Source organism: Virgisporangium aurantiacum (assembly GCF_016863635.1).
Taxonomy (GTDB): Bacteria; Actinomycetota; Actinomycetes; order Mycobacteriales; family Micromonosporaceae; genus Virgisporangium; species Virgisporangium aurantiacum.
The window spans coordinates 96,116-113,801 of the sequence record NZ_BOPG01000025.1; the positions used below are offsets into that span (position 1 = coordinate 96,116).

Here is a 17,686-nt window from a genome sequence, read left to right on the forward strand (position 1 = left end):
CTCCGGGCCACCACCTACGGACTGGTACAGTTCCGGCCGGTCGCTCCAGTGGCCGGTGTGCTTCGGGAGGTCGTTGGTGGTTCTGAACCCCGGTACCAGCGCGCGATTCGCGCAGATCCTGCACGAACAGCGGGATCCCCTCATCAAGCGGTGGACCACGCTGGCCCTGCACGGGGTCCGCGGCCGGTCGACGGAGGCCGAGCTCGCCGCCCAGGTCACGGAGATCTACGCGGCGTTGACGACCACGCTGCGCGCCGCCGGCGCCTCCGACCTGAGCTCCGACGACGCCGCCGAGGTGCGGTCCGCGCTGGCGGACCTGTCGTCGTCGCAGGCCCGGCGCGGCTTCACCCCGAGCGAGACGGCGTTCACCGTCTTCGCGCTGAAGGACGCCGTCCTCGACAGCGTCGACCAGACCGACCCGACCGCGTTGACCGACTTCATCGCGTTCGCCCGGTTCGTCGACGAGCTCGCGCTGTTCACGTTCGAGACGTACGCGCAGACGCGCGAGGAGCTCATCGTCGAGCAGAACCACCAGCTGATGGAGCTGTCCACGCCGGTCATCAAGCTGTGGGACGGCGTGCTGGCGGTGCCGCTGGTCGGCACGCTCGACTCGGCCCGGTCGCAGGTGGTGATGGAGAGCCTGCTGCAGACGCTGGTCGACACCGGCTCGGCGTACGCGATCATCGACATCACCGGCGTCTCGGCGGTCGACACCCAGGTGGCGCAGCACCTGCTGAAGACCGTGATGGCGGCCCGGCTGATGGGCGCCGAGTGCATCATCTCGGGCATCCGCCCGCAGATCGCCCAGACCGTGGTGTCGCTGGGCATCGAGTTCGGCGACATCGTCACCAAGTCCAGCCTGGCCGACGCGCTCCTGCACACGCTGCGGGCCAGCGGCGCCGACGTGGTCCGCGCGCGGCGGGCGATCTGATGGACCGGATCCCGATTCTCAAGATCGGCGAGATCCTGCTGGTGTCGATCCAGGTCGACATGGACGACCACACCGCGCTGGCGCTCCAGGACGACCTCACCGAACGCATCGTCGACACCCACGCGCACGGCGTGATCATCGACATCACGGCGCTGGACATCGTCGACTCGTTCATCGGGCGGATGCTGTCGACGATCGCGTCGGTGTCGCGGGTCCTCGACGCGGAGACGGTCGTCGTGGGCATGCGCCCAGCCGTCGCGATCACGCTGGTGGAGCTGGGGCTGTCGCTCACCGGCGTGCGCACCGCCCTGAACGTCGAGCGGGGCCTGGAACTGCTCGGCCGCAACGCGCCGGCCCGGGCCGCGTCGCTCACCGACGGGATCGACGACGACGCCCACTCCGGCACCGACACAGCGGCCTTTACCTCATGACAGGTCTGCCGATCACCCGGGACGACGACGTCGTACGGGTGCGGCAGGCCGTGCGCGCCGCCGCCGTGGCGGCGAAACTCTCCCTCGTCGACCAGACCAAGCTGGTCACCGCGGCCAGTGAACTCGCCCGCAACACGCTGATCTACGGCGGCGGCGGGCAGGCCGACATCGAGCCGGTCGCCACCGACCGCCGCAAGGGCGTGCGGGTGGTGTTCACCGACACCGGTCCCGGCATCGCCGACCTCGATCTCGCGCTCACCGACGGCTACACCAGCGGCAACGGGATGGGGCTCGGCCTGTCCGGCGCCCGCCGGCTGGTCGACGAGTTCGACATCGTCTCCGCGGTGGGCGAGGGGACCCGGATCTCGGTGACCAAATGGGCCCGCTGACCGGCCCCTCCCCCGAGGACGCCGCCACCGCCGCGGGCATTCCCGAGGACGTCGGCTGGTTCCGGATCGACGAGGCCGCCGCGGCCGGGACGGCCCGCCGGGCGGCGGCCGACGCCGGACGCCGGCTGGGCTTCCCGGAGTCGCGGCTCGGCGAACTGTCGATCGCGGCGACGGAACTGGCCACCAACCTGGCCAGGCACGCCGTCGACGGCCGCCTCCTGGTGCGGTACCTGCGCCGCGGCGGTGCCGGCGGCGTGCTGCTGGTCGCCGTCGACTCCGGGCCCGGCATGGCCGACCTCGCGGCCAGCGGACGCGACGGGCACTCGACGTCCGGCACGCTGGGGATCGGGCTCGGCGCGGTGCGCCGCCTCGCCACCCGTAGCGACGGCTACTCGCTGCCGGGCCGGGGCACGGTCATCGCCGCCGAGTTCTGGCCGCGGGCCGCGGCGGGGTCCGGGGACGATGTGGCCGGGAACGTGGACGGGATCGTGCGGCCGATGACCGGGGAGAAGATCGCCGGGGACGCGTACGCCGTCCGGCACACGGCCGCCGGCCCGCTGCTGCTGCTCAGCGACGGCCTCGGGCACGGACCGCTGGCGGCGGCCGCCTCCGCGGCGGCGGTCGCGGCGTTCCACGGCGCGCCCGACGCGTCACCGGCCGCGGTCGTCGACCACCTGCACCGGCGGATGAGTCACACCCGCGGCGCCGCGATCGGGGTGGCGGCGCTCGACCGGGCCGCGGGCACCGTCCGGTTCGCCGGGCTGGGCAACATCGCCGCCCACGTCGTCCGGCCGGGGGAACGGCGCCAGCTGGTGTCGCTGCCCGGGATCGTCGGGCACCAGCGGCGGACCGTACGCGAGTTCTCCTACGACCTGGCCGCGGACGCCGCCGTGGTGCTGCACTCCGACGGGCTGGTCGACCGGTGGCGGGTCGACGACTACCCCGGCCTGCTCGACCACCGCGCGATCACCGTCGCCGCCACCCTGCTCCGCGACGCCGGCACCCGCCGCGACGACGCGGGCGTGATCGTCGCCGCACCGGCCGCGGAACCGACATGACGGCACAGCCATGACCGAGGTGCTGCGGTTCACCGCCCGCGGCGAGCGGGACGTCTTCGTCGTGCGGCAGCGCGGCCGCGAGGTCGCCGAGGCGCTCGGGTTCGAACAGCCCGACCAGGTGCGGTTCGCCACCGCGTTGAGCGAGGTGTGCCGGCACCTGCTCGGGTCGGCGCGGTCGGCGGTCGTCACGTTCGCCGTCCACGACGGGCGGGTGGAGGCGGTGCTGCAGGCGGCCGGCGCCGTGCCGTCCGGTCCCACGTCGGGGCTGGCCGACGGCGTCCGGGCTGCCGCGCGGCTCCTCGACACCGCTGACCTGACCGAGGGCGTCGCCGCCGTGACCATCCGGCTGGCCCGCCGGCTGCCGTTCGGCGTCGACCCCGGCCCGGACACGGTCGAGCGGATCCGGGCCGACCTCGCCCGGACCGTGCCGACGAACGTCCTCGACGAGCTCGGCGTCCAGAACGCCCAGCTGATCGCCGCGCTGGAGGAGGCGCAGCGGCACAGCGACGAGCTGCTGCGGCTCAACGCCGAACTGGAGGAGACCAACCAGGGCGTGATGGCCCTGTACACCCAGCTCTCCGACGAGATGGAGCAGACCAACCGCGGTGTCGTCGCGCTCTACGCCGAGCTCGACGAGCGGTCGGCGCAGCTACGCGAGGCCAGCGACGCGAAGAGCCGGTTCCTGCGCAACGTCAGCCACGAGCTGCGCGCGCCGGTGACGGCGATCCTCGGCATGACGCGACTGGTGCTCGACCCGCAGTCCGAACCGCTCACCGGCGAGCAGACGTACCAGCTGACGCTCATCCAGACGTCGGCGGGTGACCTGCTGACGCTGGTCAACCAGCTGCTCGACCTGGCCAAGGCCGAGTCGAACCGGCTCGAACCCGGGTGGGCGCCGGTCGACCTCGCGGCCGTGTTCGGCCAGCTGCGGGGGACGCTGCGGCCGCTGGCCCGGCCGTCGGTCGAGCTGACCGTCGACGACCCGGCCGGGGTGCCGCCGCTGGTCACCGACGAGGGGATGCTCGTCCAGATCCTGCGCAACCTGCTCACGAACGGCCTCAAGTTCACCGACCGCGGCGAGGTGACGCTCACCGCCCGGTACGACGCCGACGCGCGCCGCGCCGTCCTCACCGTCACCGACACCGGAATCGGCATCGCCGACGCCGACCAGGAACGCGTCTTCGAGGAGTTCTTCCAGGTCCGCGACGCCCAACGGGCGGCCACCCCGGGCACCGGGCTCGGCCTGCCGTACGCCCGGCGGCTGTGCGGGCTGCTGGGCATCGACCTGACGCTGGACAGCGAACCCGGGCACGGGAGCACGTTCACGCTGCGGGTGCCGCGCACCCCGTCCGATATCACCGGCCCGGCGGCCGGAACCGGCGGTGGGCGCCCGACCACCGAAAGGATCCCGGACCGCGCGGACGGGCTGGCGCGGGTGCTCGTCGTCGACGACGACGGGGCGTTCCGGCACCGGCTGCGGCAGATCCTCGAGGCCGACGGCCTCTCCGTCGACGAGGCGGCCGACGGGCGCGCCGCCCTCGACGCGATCGCCGCCGGCCGGCCCGACGCCATCGTGCTCGACCTGCGCATGCCGGGCATGGGCGGGCTGGAACTGCTCGGCGTGCTCGCCGCCGACACCGCCGCCCGTCCGATCCCGGTGCTGGTCCTGACCGCCGCCGAGCTCGACGACGTGGCCCGGGCGGCGACCGCGCACGCGGCCGGCGTCCTCGACAAGGCCACCCTGGACGACCGGCAGTTGGTGGACGCGCTGCACGCGGTGGTCCGGCGATGACGATCGCCGTTCCGCTCGACGCCACCGAGGCCGCCGACGGCCCCGCGACGATCATGGTGGTCGACGACAACCCGACGAAGCGGTACGTCATCTCCAGCTGGCTGCGACGGGCCGGGCACCGCATCGTCGAGGCGGCCACCGGCGGCGCGGCGTTGCACCGGTTGAAGGATCCGGACGTGGACCTGGTCGTCCTGGACGTGCGGCTGCCCGACATCGGCGGGTTCGAGGTCTGCGAACGCATCAAGGGGACGCCCGCGACCGCGTCGCTGCCGGTCATCCACATCTCGGCGACGGCCGTCGACGTCGCCGACCGGACGCAGGGCCTCACCCGCGGCGCCGACGCCTACCTGGCCGAGCCGATCGACCCGGGCGAGCTGACGGCGACCGTCCAGGCGCTGCTGCGCTACTTCCGCGCCCGGCAGCGGGCCGAGCACCTGGCCGGCCGGCTCGCCCGGCTGGCCGACACGACGCTGCGGGTCAACCGGGCCACCACGTTCCGGTCGCTGCTGCTGGCCGCCGTGACCGGCACCGCGGAGATGTTCCAGCGGCCGGCGGCGGTCGCGGCGGTGACGCCGGACGGCCAGCAGCTGCTGGCCTGGTGCGACGGGCCGGACGCGGCACCGGGCGTCCGGGACCGAGCACACGGCTCGTTGCTGGAACCCACCGACGCCTCGACGCTGTACGTCGACTCGGCCGAGAACTGGCCGTTCGCCGGCGGGACGCCGCTGTGGGTCAACGCGGCCCGGTCGCGGGCCGGACGGCCGCCCGCGCACATCGTCGTCCCCTCCGACCGCCTGACCGCCGACGACGCCAACGTCCTGACGCAGCTCGGCCAGGCGGTGGCACTGGCCATCGACGCGATGCGCTCCTACGACGAGGAGCGCCGCATCGCGCTGACCCTGCAACGCAGCCTGCTGCCGCGCCGCACGCCCACGGTCGACGGCATCACGCTGGCCGTGCGGTACGTGCCGGCGAGCGCCCACGCCGAGATCGGCGGCGACTTCTACGAGCTGCTGAACCTCGACAACATGCTGATCGCCGCGCTGGGTGACGTGGCGGGACACTCGCTGCACGCGGCCACCGTGATGGCGGAGCTGCGGCACGTGCTGCGGGCCTACGTGGCCGAGGGCCATCCGCCCGACGCGGTGATCGGCCGCCTGAACACGATGATGCTGCGGCTGCTCCCGGACGAGACCGCCACGCTGTGCCTGCTGCGGATCGACCCGCGCACCGGCGCGGGGTACATGGCCAACGCCGGCCACCTGCCGCCGGTGCTGCGGACCCCGGACGGGCGTGCCGCCCTCGTCGCCGGCGGGACGCCGCTGCTCGGGATCGGCGTCGACCGGGGTGCCGGCACCGCCTTCGACCTGCCGCCGGGCGCCACGCTGGTGATGGTGACCGACGGCCTGATCGAACGCCGCCACAAGAGCCTGTCGACGAGCCTGGAGCAGCTCCGCCGGACGATCGAGCACAGCGACCCCGACCTCGAGTCGCTGTGCGACCGGCTGCTCGACACGTTCGTCACCGGACCCATCGAGGACGACATCGCGATCGTCGCGATCCACCGGCTCGCTGCAACGTAACCGCAACGGGCCGGCGAACCATGGCCTCATGACGGTCAGACGATCCCTGCTGGTACTGGCTCTCGGCGCGACCCTGTCGATCGCCGTGGTCGGCGAGTCCGGCGCCGCCCCGCCGCACCTCGGCTGCACGAAGGCGGCCGACTTCGGCGCCGTCCCGAACGACGGCCTCGACGACCGGGTCGCGCTGCAGGCCGCGATCGACGCGGCCCAGAATGGCCCGCGGTGCCTTGACCTCGCCGCCGGGACGTTCCACGCCACCCGCAAGCCGACACCGGGCGCCGCCTCGATCCCCAGCCTGCGCGTCACCGGCACGCTGGCCCTGCGCGGCGCCGGCGAGGGCCCGGGCGGAACGGTGCTCGCGATGCTCGGCTCCGGCACGCTCCCCGGCGCCACGGTCCCGTCGGACTGGCGGCTGCTCGACATCGCCGGCGGCGCGAGCGGGGTGGTCGTCAGCGGGCTGGCGTTCGACGGGTCGCAGCGCGTCGGCACCGGCGAGCAGACCCATCTCGTGCAGCTGACCGGGCCGACCACCGGCGTCGTCATCGAGCACGTGCGGTTCCGGCTGCCCCCGCTGGGCGGCAGCACCGGCGGCGACTGCGTCCGGCTGCTCGGCACGCCCACCGAGTGGGTCCGCGACACCACGATCCGGGACACCGTCGGCGAGGACTGCGACCGCTCGTTCGTCGGCGTGCAGCGCGGCGTCGACGGCCTGGTGGTGGAGCGCAGCGAGTCGGTGCGCGTCGGCGACCAGGCGATCGACTTCGAGCCGACCGGCGGTGCCGGGTTCAACTGCCAGCCGATCGTGAAGAACGTGCTGATGCGCGACCTGGTGCTGCGCCGGGCCGCCACGCAGGGCCTGACCGTCGCCATCGGCGGCGACGGGTGCGCGGTCGCCGACACGGTGACGCTCACCGACTCGATCGTCGAGGACGGGACGGTGTCGATCCTGGACGCCGTCAACGTCACCCTGTCCCGGCTGCACCTGCGCGGCCTCGACGGCAGCGCCGCGCCCGCCGTGCTCGCCCGCAAGCGGATCGTCAACTTCCGCGTCCTGGACTGCGTGCTGGAACGCGGCGCCGGCTCGGGCCCCGGCAGCGCGATCCAGATCAGCGGCCAGAACGGCGCCGACCCGACCGACGCGCTGCTGTCGGGCGTCCGGGTGATCCAGGCGTCCGCCGGCCCGCTGGTCCGCGCCGAACGCCTCGCCCGCCTGATCGTGACCGGATCCGAACTCACCTACACCGGCGCCGCCTCCAGCGATCCGGCGATCGTGGTGCGCGGGTTCGCGGACGCGCCGGCCGAGGCGCCGGTGCTGGTCGACACGCGGGTCGTCGGACCGCTCGGCCCGACGGTCCTGATGGGTGGGGTGTTCCGCGGCGATCCGGTGCTGGTACGCGTCACCCGGGCCTGAGATCGGGTGGAGGCCGGCCCCGCGGCCGGCCTCCACCGAGGTTATGACCGTGCTCGTGCCATCGCGGCCGACGCTAATCCGTTCAGCGCCGTCAGGTCCGCCGCTCCCGTCCGGGAGTCCGACATCATGACCACCACGACGTACCGGCCGACCGCGGCGACGACGTAGCCGACGTAGCGGTCACCCAGGTCGTAGTTGCCGGTGAACAGCACCGTGTCCGGCCCGAGATGGTCCTCGGCGACCGGGTCGAACCCGTTGTCGCCGCCGCCGACCCCGCACCGGGCCAGTTGCGCCTTCAGTTCCGTGACGTACGCGCGGGCGCCGTCACCCCGGTACCGGGCCACGTTCTCGTACACGCGAGACCGGGTGTCGTAGTCCGCCGCCTGCGTCCGGCTCACCACCGGCTGCGGCACCGGCGCGTCGGCGCACGGCTGCGGCAGCAACGGCCACACCAGGCCGTCCTCCACCGGACCCGGCACCGCGCCGCCGAGGTCCCCCGGCTGCAGCATCACCCGGTCCGGAATCCCCCGCGGCCGGGCCGCCGCCGGCGCACCCACCGCGACCGCGCCCACGATCGCGGCCATGACAACAATCAATATCCTGCGCATGCCGCCCATCGTGGCGGCCGCCAGCGCGCGGCTCATGAGTAGTGGTACCTAGGTTCCGTAACGGCTCTGCATGTGTTCTGGGTCGCGCCCGGCTCGCCTGACCGGGCGGGAATGCCCGCCCCGCACCGGCGGGTTGGGCAGATCATGCGCGCTGTCTGGTACGACCGGCCGGGTCCGGCCGCCGAGGTGCTCCGGGTCGGCGACCTGCCCGACCCGGTGGCCGGTCCGGGCGAGGTGCGGGTCCGCCTGACCCGCTCGGGCATCAACCCCGGCGACACCAAGAAGCGCGCCGACCGGTTCGGCCTCGGCCTGCCGTTCCCCCGCGTCGTCCCGCACAGCGACGGCGCCGGGGTCATCGACGCCGTCGGCGCCGGTGTCGACCCGGCCCGCGTCGGCCGGCGCGTCTGGGTGTTCGGCGCACAGTCGTACCGACCGTCCGGAACCGCCGCGCAACTCACGGTCGTCCCGGACGGCCGGGCCGTCGCCCTGCCGGCCACGATCGGTGACGACGTGGGCGCGGCCCTGGGCATCCCCGGCATCACCGCGCACCGGGCGGTGTTCGCCGACGGCCCGGTCACCGGCCGGACGGTCCTCGTCCACGGTGTGCTCGGCGGCGTGGGCACGCTGGCCGCCCAACTGGCCACCTGGGGCGGCGCGACGGTCATCGCCACGGTCCGCCGCCACGCCGACGTGGCCGAGGCCACCCGCCGGACCGGCGCACCCGTCGTCCCCCTCGACGCCGCCGACCCGGCCGCCGCCATCCGCGACCACGCCCCCGACGGCGTCGACCGCGTCATCGAGGTCTCCTTCTCCGACAACGCCGACCTCGACGCCGCCGTCGTGCGCAACGGCGCGGTCATCGCCGCCTACGCCACCCGGCACGACCGCCCCGACTTCCCGTTCTGGCCGATGCTGTTCGACAACGTCACCGTCCGCCTGCTCGGCAGCGACGACTTCCCGCCCGCCGCGACCCGGCAGGCCGCCGAGGACCTGACCACGGCGGCCGCCGCCGGCGCCCTGTCGCTCCCGATCGCCGAGCCCCTGCCGCTGGAGCGGGCCGCCGACGCCCACGACCTGGTCGACGCCGGCTCCCGCGAACGGATCCTCCTCGCCGTCCCGGACTGAGATCGCTCGACGGCACTCCCCCGCTGTGGCAGGCTGGTCGGCAGCGAGGCCCCTTCCGGAATCGGACGCGCCCGACCGTCCGATGAGAGGGAGTCCGATGATGGTCTCGATGGGGCCGCCCCCGCACACGCAGGATCCGTACACGCGGCTGCGCAGCCCGCGCGGCGTGCCGGTGGATCAGCTGGTTTCGGTGCTGCAGAAGGAGATCCGGCGCAGCCACGTCGACAACGCGGTGCTCGCGGCGTACGAGATGCACACCACGTCGCCGGCGGTGGCGGCGCACCTGTGGCGGCGGCTGCGGGTGATCGCGGTCGAGGATGTCGGCATGGGTGCGCCGCTGGCGCCGGTTCTGCTGCGGGAACTGCAGGCCGACTACGACGCGAGCGGCGGAACCGACTGGATGCAGGTCGTGCACGCGGTCCGCTATCTGGCCACCGCGCCGAAGGACCGCACCAGTTCCGAACACGCCGACTACGTGCGGGTCATGGTGGACGCCGGCCGGCTCCGGGTCAGCGTGCCGGACTACGCGTTGTGCGTGCACACGCGGGCCGGTCAGGAGCTGGGTCGCGGGCTGCTGCAGTGGTGGGAGAACGGCGCCCGGGTCCACGACGAGTCGCCGGGTGCCGACCATACGTACCGGGACGCGCTGATCGCGTTGTGCCGCCGGGCCGAGGAAGACGTCAAACCGGGCGCCTGGCCGCGCCCCACACGGTGACCGCCCGGCGGACGAGGTCGGCGTTGTCGGCGACGGGCTCCCCGTCCGGTCCGACGAGGACGTCCTCCAGCCCGATCCGGGTGGCCAGCCCGAGCCGACCGGCGTGTGCCACCAGCGGCCAGCAGCGCGCCCCGTCGCCGTGCAGCAGGCGCGGGCCGGGCACGGCGAGGTCGTCGAGGCGGGCGAGGATGGCGTCGGCGTCGGCGGTAGCCGTCCCGACCGGACCGTCCGGGACCTCCACCAGCACCCGCACCCACGGGCCTGCGCCCGCGCCCGCAAGAGCAAGGGCAAGGGCAAGGGCGTCGGCGATCGACCACACGCCGGGCTCCACCCCGATCCCGGCCGCGCGCAGGGCCGCGACGAGATCGGCGAAGCCGGGCTCGCCGACGTTCACCGACGCGAAGTCGGGCCGCTCCCCCACCGGCAGGTCGGCCCACCGCGTCACCTCGGCCAGCCGCCGCCCCACGTCGCCCGCGCTGATCCACAGCCCCGTCGTCACCCCGACCGGCAGCCCCGGACAGGCGCGCCGCACCGCGGCGACCACCGCACCCACGTCGACCGCACGCAGTGACTGACGGCCGGCCGCATCACGCTGGTGCAGATGGACCGCGACGGCGCCCGCGCCCACCGAGGCCGCCGCCGCGGCGGCCACCTCGTCGGGCGTGACCGGCACCGCCGGATGCTCCGCGCGCGTCTGGCCGCCGTTGAGACACGCCTTGATCCACACCACGCCACCGTAACGCGTGTGCGACAGTGACCCGCATGGATAGCGACGACGTGATGGCCTGGGTCGCCCGCTACGAACGGGTGTGGCGCGACGGCGACGTGGACGGGGTCGCCCGGCTGTTCACCGAGGACGCCCGGTACCGGCGGTCACCGTACGAGAAGTCCGAGGTCGGCCACGCCGCCATCCGCGCGTTCTGGCTGGCGGACGACGGCCAGCCGTTCACGATGACCGCCGAGCCGGTCGCCGTCGAGGGCCGGAACGCCGTGGTGCGGCTGGAGGTGCGGTACGGGGAACCGGAGCCGCAGGACTACCGCGACCTGTGGGTCCTGCGGTTCGCCGACGACGGGCGGGTCGAGGACTTCGAGGAGTGGGCCTACTGGCCCGGCAAGCCGTACACGGCCGCGGCAGACTGACGCGCCGAGGCTACGCGTCGTCACGGATCCTGGGCGACCATGAACCGGTAACCCTCGGCCTCGAACTGGAAGGCCCGCTCGCCCCATTCCCGGGTCGCCAGCGCCCGCGTGACCACTCCCGCCTCCGCATGCCGCCGATGCACCTCCTCGATCGGGAGGGAGGCCGTCAACTGGACGTACACCTCGACCCCCGCGCCCCGGAACGGGCGGGCCTCGGTCGGGAGGAACTCCTCGCCCGCGGTGCCGAGCATGACCCGGGCGTCGCCCAGTCCGACGCAGGCCAACCGGTCGTCGGAGTCGGCCGGGGTGGCGAACACCAGCCGCCACCCCAGCCGTTCGACGAAGAGATCGGCCGCCTTGTACGGGTCGTCGCACGCGAGGATCACCGAGAGCATGACCCGCACGCTAGACCCGGGGTCCGACAAAAACGCCTTACCAGGGAACGACACCGGCGTCGTCGAAGAAGCCGCCGGTCGGGCCGTCGTCGGGCAGCGTCGCCAGCCGGATCCCGATCGCGGCGCCCTGTTCCGCCGTGCGGTAGCCGCGGTGCCCGTTGAGGTCGGTGGCGCAGTAGCCGGGGCAGCCGGCGTTGATGAGGACGTTCGTGCCGGCCAGTTCCCTGGCGTACTGCACGGTCACCGCGTTCAGGTACGTCTTCGACGGCGAGTACGCGAGCGAGATCGGGCCGTTCTCGGCGGCGGGGTCCGTCTGCCGGGTCAGGGAACCCACGCCGCTGGACATGTTCACGATCCGGGGGGACGCCGAGCGGCGCAGCAACGGCAGCATCGCGTTGGTGACGCGGATGGGGCCGTACACGTTGGTCTCCACCGCCGTGCGGACCGCGTCCAGGTTGCCGGCGGTCGGGTCCTGCGGCATGCCACCGGTCACCCCGGCGTTGTTCACCAGCACGTCGAGCCGTCCGAAGCGGTCCTCGAACAGTTTCGCCGCCGCGGCGACGCTGCTCTCGTCCGTCACATCGAGGGCGACGCCGAAGGCGTCGAGGCCCGCGGCCCGCAACTTTCCGACGGCGGCTTCGCGACGCTCCGTGTCGCGGGCGCCGACGCCCACGCTCCACCCGAGCGCGCCGAGCCCCGCCGCGATCTCGTACCCGATGCCCTTGTTCGCGCCGGTCACCAGCGCGATCGTCTGTTCGGTCATGCGACGATCGTGGCGCCGGGCCGGTGACGACTCCAACACCGTCTGGGTGGGCGGCGATACCCTACGGGTATCGGTCCCGGAGTACGGTGGCATCGTGGAGACGCGGGAGTTGCGATACTTCGTCGCCGTTGCGCAAGAACTTCATTTCGGACGCGCTGCGCAGCGCCTCGGCATCGCCCAGCCGCCCCTGTCGCGCGCCATCGCGCAGCTCGAACGGCGGCTCGGTGTCACGCTGCTCGAACGCACGAGCCGGGCCGTCGCGCTGACCGAGGCCGGGCAGGTGCTGCTGCGGGAGGGCCGGGCCGCCCTCGACGCGGTCGACGCCGCCGACCGCCGCACCCGCCGCGCCGCCACCGGCGGTGCCGGCCTGGTGCTCGTCACGAAGGCCGGCGCCTCCAGCGAGCTGCTGGCCAAACTCCTCGACGCGTACGCCGCCGAACCCGGCGCGGTGGCCGTCGACGTGCAGTTGTGCGGGATCGGCGAACAGGAGCGCCTGCTCCGCGACGGGCGCGCCGACGTGGCGCTGCTGCACCACCCGTACGACTCGATGTCCGGGTTCGACACCGAGCTGCTGACCACCGAGGGCCAACTGGCCCTGCTGCCCGCCGGACACCCGCTCACCACGCGGGACAGCCTCCGGATGGCGGACCTCCGCGACGTCCCCGACCTGCCGATGCCCCGGTGGCCCCGCCGCGACGGAACCTATCCGGACGGACCCGGCCCGGAGGTCCGGGACAACACCCAGTTGCTCCAGCTGATCGCGCTCGGTCGCACGCTGGCGGTGCTGCCCGAGTCGGTGCGATCGCACGTGCACGACCGCATCGCGACGGTGCCCGTCACCGACGCCCCGACCGTGACGACGATGATCGCGTGGCCGCCGCACAGCCGGTCCCGGGCGCTGGCGACGCTGGTGCGGACAGCCAGTCGGCTCTGAATCACGCCCGGGGCCACGCCGCCACGAAGCGGTCGAGGAGTTCGGCGAGCATCCCGGCCTCCGCTTCGGTGAACCGGGCCGTGCGCAGCGCCTCGGTGACGGCGTCGCGGCGGGTGGCGTGGACGCCGTCCACCATGGCCCGGCCGGTCGGGGTCAGGCGGATGCGGGTGACGCGGGAGTCGGCCGGGTCGCCGCGACGCTCGACCAGGCCGTCGGCGACGAGCTCGGTGGTGAGGCGGCTGGCCCGGGGCCGGTCGACGCCGATGGCGGCGGCGATCTGGGAGATGGGAAGGCCGTCGGTGGCGTCGTCGAGGGCGTCGAGGTAGCGGAACCGGGCCGCGTCCGCGTTCCTTGCCGTGGCGGCCCGGCGTTGCAGGTGACCCGCCTGTTGGTCGCGTCTCATGCGGACGAGCGCCCGCTCGATCGTCGCGTCCGGCTCCTCCACGGGTGCGACCCTACAGCAGTTGTAACTTGACAACCTTATCCGGAGACGCCTACAACGGTTGTATGAGTACAACTACCGGCCGGCCGATCGGGCATCTGCTGCGCACGCTCGACCGCCTGATCGACGAGCGGTTCGACCGCACCCTCGTGGGACGCGGCGTCACCCGCCGCCAGTGGCAACTGCTCAACGCGCTCGCGGGCGGGCCGGCCACGCTCGACACGCTGACCGCGGCGGTGGCGGCGTTCCTCGACCGGTCCGCCGGCGAGACCGCCCGACCGCACTTCGACCCGCTGGTGGCGGCCGGCATCGTCACCGGATCCGGCGACACCTACGCCCTGACCGCCGCCGGCCGCGCGACGCTCGCGGACCTCGCCGCCGAGGTGGGGACGATCCGCACGGCGACCGTCGCCGGCCTCCCCGACGGCGAGTACGAACGCACCGTCGCCACGCTGCAGACGATGATCGACAACCTGAGTCCCCGGTAGGTCACAGGGACCAGTGCGCCGCCACCTCGTCCGCGATCGCCTCGGCCGCGCGGGCGCCGTCCACCTCGATCACGCGGATGCCCAGCGCCGTCGCGCGGTCCACCGCGTCGGCGGCGAGCAGGCGGTCGCGCTCCAACCGGTGCCGCCGCACCCGGTCCGGGTCCGGGAAGTCGGCGCCGAACGCCACCGCCCGGGGCAGCGCCGCGGCCTGATGCCGGCGCCACTCCTCCGTCGGCGTCAGCACGGTGGTTCGCCGCGCCGGGCCCGGGCCGCGATGCGCCGGTCCTCGTGGCCGCGGGCGTCGTGGTAGTCGCAGTGGTAGTGGACCAGGCCGTGCCGAACGGCGAGCAGTCCGGCGACCGTGGTCTTGCCGGCCCACTGACCACCGCCGATCCAGTACGCGCTCCGGACCGTCGCGTCGTGCGTCCACACTGGACTATTTACGCACCTCGAACCGCAGGTGCGTCACCCGGTCGCCCGCCACGATCCGCGGATCGCCGAGCAGCGCCGGTGGCCCGCCGAACGCGCCGAAGAAGCGCACGCCCGTCCCGAAAACTACCGGCACCAGATCCACCTGGACCTCGTCGACCAGCCCCGCGGCCAGCGCCTGCCCGAGCAGATCCCCACCGGTGAGCGATACGTCCCTGTCACCGGCGGCGGCCTTCGCCTTGGCGATGGCGCTCGCCAACCCGTCGGTGACGAACGTGAACGGTGCCTCCGGGAACGGCCACCCGCTCGGCGGCTCGTGCGTCACCACGAACACCGCGTCACCCACGGCCGGACGGCCGTTCCAGCCGTTCGTGAGGTCGAACAACCGCCGGCCGATCACCGCCACCCCGATCCGCGACCACGTCTCCGCGAGGTAGGCGGCGCTGGCGGCCGACACGTGGAAGACCCGGTCCGGATCGCCACCGTTGAACGGCACGTCGCCGTTGCCGTACCAGTCGAACAGCGGCCCCACCCGATCGTGGTCGTCGGCGATGAAGCCGTCCAACGACACCGTCGCACTCGCGATCACCCTGGCCATGTCGCTCCCTCCTCGTACCCGATTCATCCGGAACGTCGGAGCCGGCGCCCCTGATCGGACCCGGGTGCGGAATCGAGGTGCCGTAAGCTCTGACGTCGGCCCGGCCGGAGAACGTCACCTGCCTGCCGCGCCGCGAGTACGCCCACCGGCGGTACCTCGGGTTGGCTCGCCGATTCGCCGACCGGAGGACTGAGATGGCCCGCACCCAGTTGTACCTGGTCCGCCACGGAGAGCAGGCCCGCGGGCCGGAACAGGGGCTCTCGCCGCTCGGCCGCGAACAGGCCGACCGCCTCGGCCGGCGCCTGAACTCGGTGCCGTTCGCGAACATCCACCACAGCCCGCTCCCCCGCGCGGTCGAGACCGCCGAGATCGTCGCCGACCGGCTCGCGCGGGTGCCCCGCCACGCCTGCGACCACGTCGCCGACCGGACCCCCGTGCCGTCGGCCGGCCGGCGCGACGACTACCCGCCGCGGTGGCACCCCTGGCTCGACGGTGTCCCGGCCGACGAGCGGGACGAGGACGCCGCGGCGCTGCGGGCCGCCGTCGGGCACTTCGGGGTGATCGGCGCGGAGGACCGGCACGAGCTGTTGATCACCCACAACTTCGTGATCGGGTGGTTCGTGCGGCACGTGCTCGACGCGCCGGAATGGCGTTGGATCGGGCTGAACCATGACAACTGCGGCATCACGTCGTGCGGTGGGAGACCGACCGGCCGCCGGTGCTCGTCGCCTACAACGACACCGGCCACCTGGCCGCATAGAGCAGGACCCTGGGCCCGACCGATATCCTCGACCATTGACACCGGACTCTGGAGGTATGACGACATGGGTATCGCGCGGCTACGGGCACTCATCATCGTGGGGGTGCTGTTCCTCGCTGCGGTCGTCGTCATCACCGTCGCTCTCGTCCGCGACAAGCAGGACGACGCGCACGCGGTCGCCAACTGCGGCGACGGCGACGTGCCGGCGAACCTGAAGATGCCCGACAACATGGCGGCCATCAAGCTCAACGTCCTCAACGCGACCGGCTCGCCGGGCGTCGCCGCCCAGGTGGGCGACGGCTTCCGGAGCAACTCGTTCACGGTCGTCAAGGAGGAGACGGCGCCGCCGCCGGCGCTGAACGCCGTCGCCGAACTCCGCTACGGTCCGAAGGTGGTCGGTTCCGCCTGGGTGGTGCGGGCCTACTTCCTCAACAACGCGTCGATGAAGTTCGACATCAACCGGCAGGACGACATCGTCGACGTCGTGATCGGCACGAAGTTCCTCGAACTGGCGTCGTTCACCGACCAGCGGCAGTCGCTGGGCCAGGCCGGCAAGCCCGTCCTCCCGCCCGGCACCTGCGACGCCAACGCCTGAGTCAGGCGTCCCCGAGTTCCCGCAGGTAACCGGCCAACCCCGGGACGGTCGCCAGCACGTCCGGGGCGACGCTGGCGCGGATCAGGTCGGCCTCCTCGTCGCCGCGTTGGCCCTCGAGGATGACGACGACGAAGCCGGGCGGCAGCGCCGCGTGGATGCCGCCCCGGCGGGCGGTCGCGGTCAATTCGAGGCAGACCCGTGCCATGGCCGCGTCGTGGGCCGCGTCGAGGGAATCCAGGGCCTCGTCGTCGTCGGCGCCCGTCAGGAACTCGTCGGTGAGGCGGAGATACCAGGGACGCATGGCCTCGCTCGCGGCGTCGAGGACGTCCCATCGCCACTCGGGCGGAGCGAAGCGGTCGCCCGCCGCGCCCCCCTCGGTGTTGGCGGCCAGCGCCGGCGGCAGGATCTGCGCGCCGTCGTTGTAGAAGAGGTGGAACGCCGCCGCGTACAGCCGCTCGTCCGGGTGCGCCGCGGCCAGGTCGGCCACGGTGCGGCAGCCGGTGTCGTGCCATGCCGTCTCGAACGCGGTCCAGTCCATCGGCGCACGCTAGCGCACGCCCGGCCCACGGCCGCGAACGGCCGTGGGCCCCGACCGCGTCACCGCGGGGTGAGGCGGATGACCGGGTACTCGCGGTCGGACTTGCTCTGGTACTTCGCCATCCGCGGGTTGGCGGCCGTGATGTCGCGCCAGGCGCGGTCGCGGTCGGCGCCGGCGAGGCGGTGCGGCGTCACCGGCAGGGGCTCGCGGCCGGCGAGTTCGATGGACGCCTTGTCGGGGTGCGCCATCAGGTTGGCGTGCCAGTCGGGGTGCTGGCTGCCGCCGCCGGACGCCACCACCAGCCAGGCGTCGGACCCGTCGGAGCCGTCGGCGAACCAGGCGACCGGGGTCTCCCGCGGCTTCCCGCTACGGCGTCCGGTGGTGTTCAGGATCAGGACGTTCATGCCCATCATGGTCCCCTTGCCCTGGCGGACCTTGCGGATCATGCGGCCGTTCGCCTTCTGCTGGAACCACCGCGAGAAAGCGCCGGGCGTGCCGGGCCTGCGCTTGTCGGCCTGCTGGTTCTGGGTCATCTCGCACCTCCGTGTTCGTTGTCCCGAA

The 17,686-nt window shown here is 73.5% G+C and carries 23 protein-coding genes; 13 read left to right on the forward strand and 10 right to left on the reverse strand.

Features of this window, described 5'->3' with window-relative positions; all coding sequences use genetic code 11:
- The first annotated feature begins 76 nt into the window (after nucleotides 1-76).
- From Vau01_RS20810 to Vau01_RS20840, 7 genes are read left to right on the forward strand one after another with little or no spacing between them, the layout of a single operon-like run.
- On the forward strand, nucleotides 77-931 hold the full coding sequence (locus Vau01_RS20810; RefSeq protein ID WP_203995407.1) for an STAS domain-containing protein: 855 nt from the start codon (nucleotides 77-79) through the stop codon (nucleotides 929-931).
- Nucleotides 931-1,362: an STAS domain-containing protein gene (locus tag Vau01_RS20815; protein ID WP_203995408.1), complete on the forward strand. Its 432-nt coding sequence runs from the start codon at nucleotides 931-933 to the stop codon at nucleotides 1,360-1,362. The genes Vau01_RS20810 and Vau01_RS20815 overlap by 1 nt, the downstream gene beginning before the upstream one ends.
- Complete coding sequence (locus Vau01_RS20820; RefSeq protein WP_203995409.1) at nucleotides 1,359-1,751, forward strand: anti-sigma regulatory factor; 393 nt, start codon at nucleotides 1,359-1,361, stop codon at nucleotides 1,749-1,751. Before Vau01_RS20815 ends, Vau01_RS20820 begins: the two co-directional genes overlap by 4 nt.
- Nucleotides 1,739-2,809: a SpoIIE family protein phosphatase gene (locus tag Vau01_RS20825; RefSeq protein ID WP_203995410.1), complete on the forward strand. Its 1,071-nt coding sequence runs from the start codon at nucleotides 1,739-1,741 to the stop codon at nucleotides 2,807-2,809. The genes Vau01_RS20820 and Vau01_RS20825 overlap by 13 nt, the downstream gene beginning before the upstream one ends.
- Nucleotides 2,810-2,819: 10 nt before the next feature.
- The gene (locus Vau01_RS20830; protein ID WP_203995417.1) at nucleotides 2,820-4,601 is read left to right on the forward strand and encodes an ATP-binding response regulator; all 1,782 of its coding nucleotides are present in this window, start codon (nucleotides 2,820-2,822) and stop codon (nucleotides 4,599-4,601) included.
- Nucleotides 4,598-6,184, forward strand: coding sequence for a fused response regulator/phosphatase (locus Vau01_RS20835; RefSeq protein ID WP_203995419.1), 1,587 nt, complete (start codon nucleotides 4,598-4,600; stop codon nucleotides 6,182-6,184). The genes Vau01_RS20830 and Vau01_RS20835 overlap by 4 nt, the downstream gene beginning before the upstream one ends.
- Nucleotides 6,185-6,212: 28 nt before the next feature.
- Nucleotides 6,213-7,595, forward strand: a complete 1,383-nt coding sequence (locus tag Vau01_RS20840) for a right-handed parallel beta-helix repeat-containing protein (protein WP_203995421.1) — start codon at nucleotides 6,213-6,215, stop codon at nucleotides 7,593-7,595.
- A 41-nt stretch (nucleotides 7,596-7,636) separates the two neighbouring features.
- Here the strand turns inward: Vau01_RS20840 and Vau01_RS20845 are convergent, their stop codons facing one another.
- Nucleotides 7,637-8,239 (reverse strand): hypothetical protein, encoded by a 603-nt coding sequence (locus tag Vau01_RS20845; RefSeq protein WP_203995423.1) that lies wholly within the window; start codon nucleotides 8,237-8,239, stop codon nucleotides 7,637-7,639.
- 108 nt (nucleotides 8,240-8,347) lie between these two features.
- Here Vau01_RS20845 and Vau01_RS20850 point away from each other — a divergent pair, with 108 nt between their 5' ends.
- Together Vau01_RS20850 and Vau01_RS20855 are read left to right on the forward strand one after the other, a co-directional pair.
- Nucleotides 8,348-9,328, forward strand: coding sequence for an NADPH:quinone reductase (locus Vau01_RS20850; protein ID WP_239151733.1), 981 nt, complete (start codon nucleotides 8,348-8,350; stop codon nucleotides 9,326-9,328).
- A 97-nt stretch (nucleotides 9,329-9,425) separates the two neighbouring features.
- Nucleotides 9,426-10,043 carry an AAA family ATPase gene (locus tag Vau01_RS20855; protein WP_203995425.1) on the forward strand — a complete coding sequence of 206 codons (618 nt, stop codon included), beginning with the start codon at nucleotides 9,426-9,428 and terminating at the stop codon, nucleotides 10,041-10,043.
- Here Vau01_RS20855 and Vau01_RS20860 read toward each other — a convergent pair.
- Nucleotides 10,009-10,770 carry a 3-keto-5-aminohexanoate cleavage protein gene (locus tag Vau01_RS20860; RefSeq protein WP_203995428.1) on the reverse strand — a complete coding sequence of 254 codons (762 nt, stop codon included), beginning with the start codon at nucleotides 10,768-10,770 and terminating at the stop codon, nucleotides 10,009-10,011. The genes Vau01_RS20855 and Vau01_RS20860 overlap by 35 nt on opposite strands.
- 35 nt (nucleotides 10,771-10,805) lie before the next feature.
- Here Vau01_RS20860 and Vau01_RS20865 point away from each other — a divergent pair, with 35 nt between their 5' ends.
- Complete coding sequence (locus Vau01_RS20865; protein WP_203995429.1) at nucleotides 10,806-11,183, forward strand: nuclear transport factor 2 family protein; 378 nt, start codon at nucleotides 10,806-10,808, stop codon at nucleotides 11,181-11,183.
- A 20-nt stretch (nucleotides 11,184-11,203) separates the two neighbouring features.
- Here Vau01_RS20865 and Vau01_RS20870 read toward each other — a convergent pair whose 3' ends face one another.
- Both Vau01_RS20870 and Vau01_RS20875 read right to left on the reverse strand, forming a co-directional pair.
- Nucleotides 11,204-11,578, reverse strand: coding sequence for a VOC family protein (locus Vau01_RS20870; RefSeq protein ID WP_203995431.1), 375 nt, complete (start codon nucleotides 11,576-11,578; stop codon nucleotides 11,204-11,206).
- Nucleotides 11,579-11,615: 37 nt separating this feature from the next.
- On the reverse strand, nucleotides 11,616-12,341 hold the full coding sequence (locus tag Vau01_RS20875) for an SDR family oxidoreductase (RefSeq protein ID WP_203995433.1): 726 nt from the start codon (nucleotides 12,339-12,341) through the stop codon (nucleotides 11,616-11,618).
- A gap of 94 nt (nucleotides 12,342-12,435) precedes the next feature.
- Between Vau01_RS20875 and Vau01_RS20880 the strand changes: the two genes are divergently transcribed.
- Nucleotides 12,436-13,275, forward strand: a complete 840-nt coding sequence (locus Vau01_RS20880; RefSeq protein ID WP_203995435.1) for a LysR family transcriptional regulator — start codon at nucleotides 12,436-12,438, stop codon at nucleotides 13,273-13,275.
- A gap of 1 nt (nucleotide 13,276) precedes the next feature.
- Here Vau01_RS20880 and Vau01_RS20885 read toward each other — a convergent pair whose 3' ends face one another.
- Nucleotides 13,277-13,720, reverse strand: coding sequence for a MarR family winged helix-turn-helix transcriptional regulator (locus tag Vau01_RS20885; protein ID WP_203995438.1), 444 nt, complete (start codon nucleotides 13,718-13,720; stop codon nucleotides 13,277-13,279).
- A gap of 62 nt (nucleotides 13,721-13,782) precedes the next feature.
- Between Vau01_RS20885 and Vau01_RS20890 the strand changes: the two genes are divergently transcribed.
- On the forward strand, nucleotides 13,783-14,205 hold the full coding sequence (locus Vau01_RS20890; protein ID WP_203995440.1) for a MarR family winged helix-turn-helix transcriptional regulator: 423 nt from the start codon (nucleotides 13,783-13,785) through the stop codon (nucleotides 14,203-14,205).
- Between the two features lies 1 nt (nucleotide 14,206).
- On the opposite strand, the gene Vau01_RS20895 is transcribed toward Vau01_RS20890, so the two are convergent.
- From Vau01_RS20895 to Vau01_RS20905, 3 genes are read right to left on the reverse strand one after another with little or no spacing between them, the layout of a single operon-like run.
- Nucleotides 14,207-14,449, reverse strand: coding sequence for a hypothetical protein (locus Vau01_RS20895; protein WP_203995442.1), 243 nt, complete (start codon nucleotides 14,447-14,449; stop codon nucleotides 14,207-14,209).
- A complete protein-coding gene (locus Vau01_RS20900; protein ID WP_203995444.1) occupies nucleotides 14,443-14,637 on the reverse strand; it encodes a hypothetical protein in 195 nt (64 codons plus the stop codon). The genes Vau01_RS20895 and Vau01_RS20900 overlap by 7 nt, the downstream gene beginning before the upstream one ends.
- A gap of 4 nt (nucleotides 14,638-14,641) precedes the next feature.
- Nucleotides 14,642-15,232: a dihydrofolate reductase family protein gene (locus Vau01_RS20905; protein WP_203995446.1), complete on the reverse strand. Its 591-nt coding sequence runs from the start codon at nucleotides 15,230-15,232 to the stop codon at nucleotides 14,642-14,644.
- Nucleotides 15,233-15,426: 194 nt separating this feature from the next.
- Between Vau01_RS20905 and Vau01_RS63460 the strand changes: the two genes are divergently transcribed.
- Nucleotides 15,427-16,587 (forward strand): histidine phosphatase family protein, encoded by a 1,161-nt coding sequence (locus tag Vau01_RS63460; protein WP_239151734.1) that lies wholly within the window; start codon nucleotides 15,427-15,429, stop codon nucleotides 16,585-16,587.
- 1 nt (nucleotide 16,588) lies between these two features.
- On the opposite strand, the gene Vau01_RS20920 is transcribed toward Vau01_RS63460, so the two are convergent.
- Nucleotides 16,589-17,125: a hypothetical protein gene (locus tag Vau01_RS20920; protein WP_203995449.1), complete on the reverse strand. Its 537-nt coding sequence runs from the start codon at nucleotides 17,123-17,125 to the stop codon at nucleotides 16,589-16,591.
- Nucleotides 17,126-17,184: 59 nt separating this feature from the next.
- Complete coding sequence (locus Vau01_RS20925; RefSeq protein ID WP_239151736.1) at nucleotides 17,185-17,658, reverse strand: nitroreductase family deazaflavin-dependent oxidoreductase; 474 nt, start codon at nucleotides 17,656-17,658, stop codon at nucleotides 17,185-17,187.
- Nucleotides 17,659-17,686 lie beyond the last annotated feature (28 nt).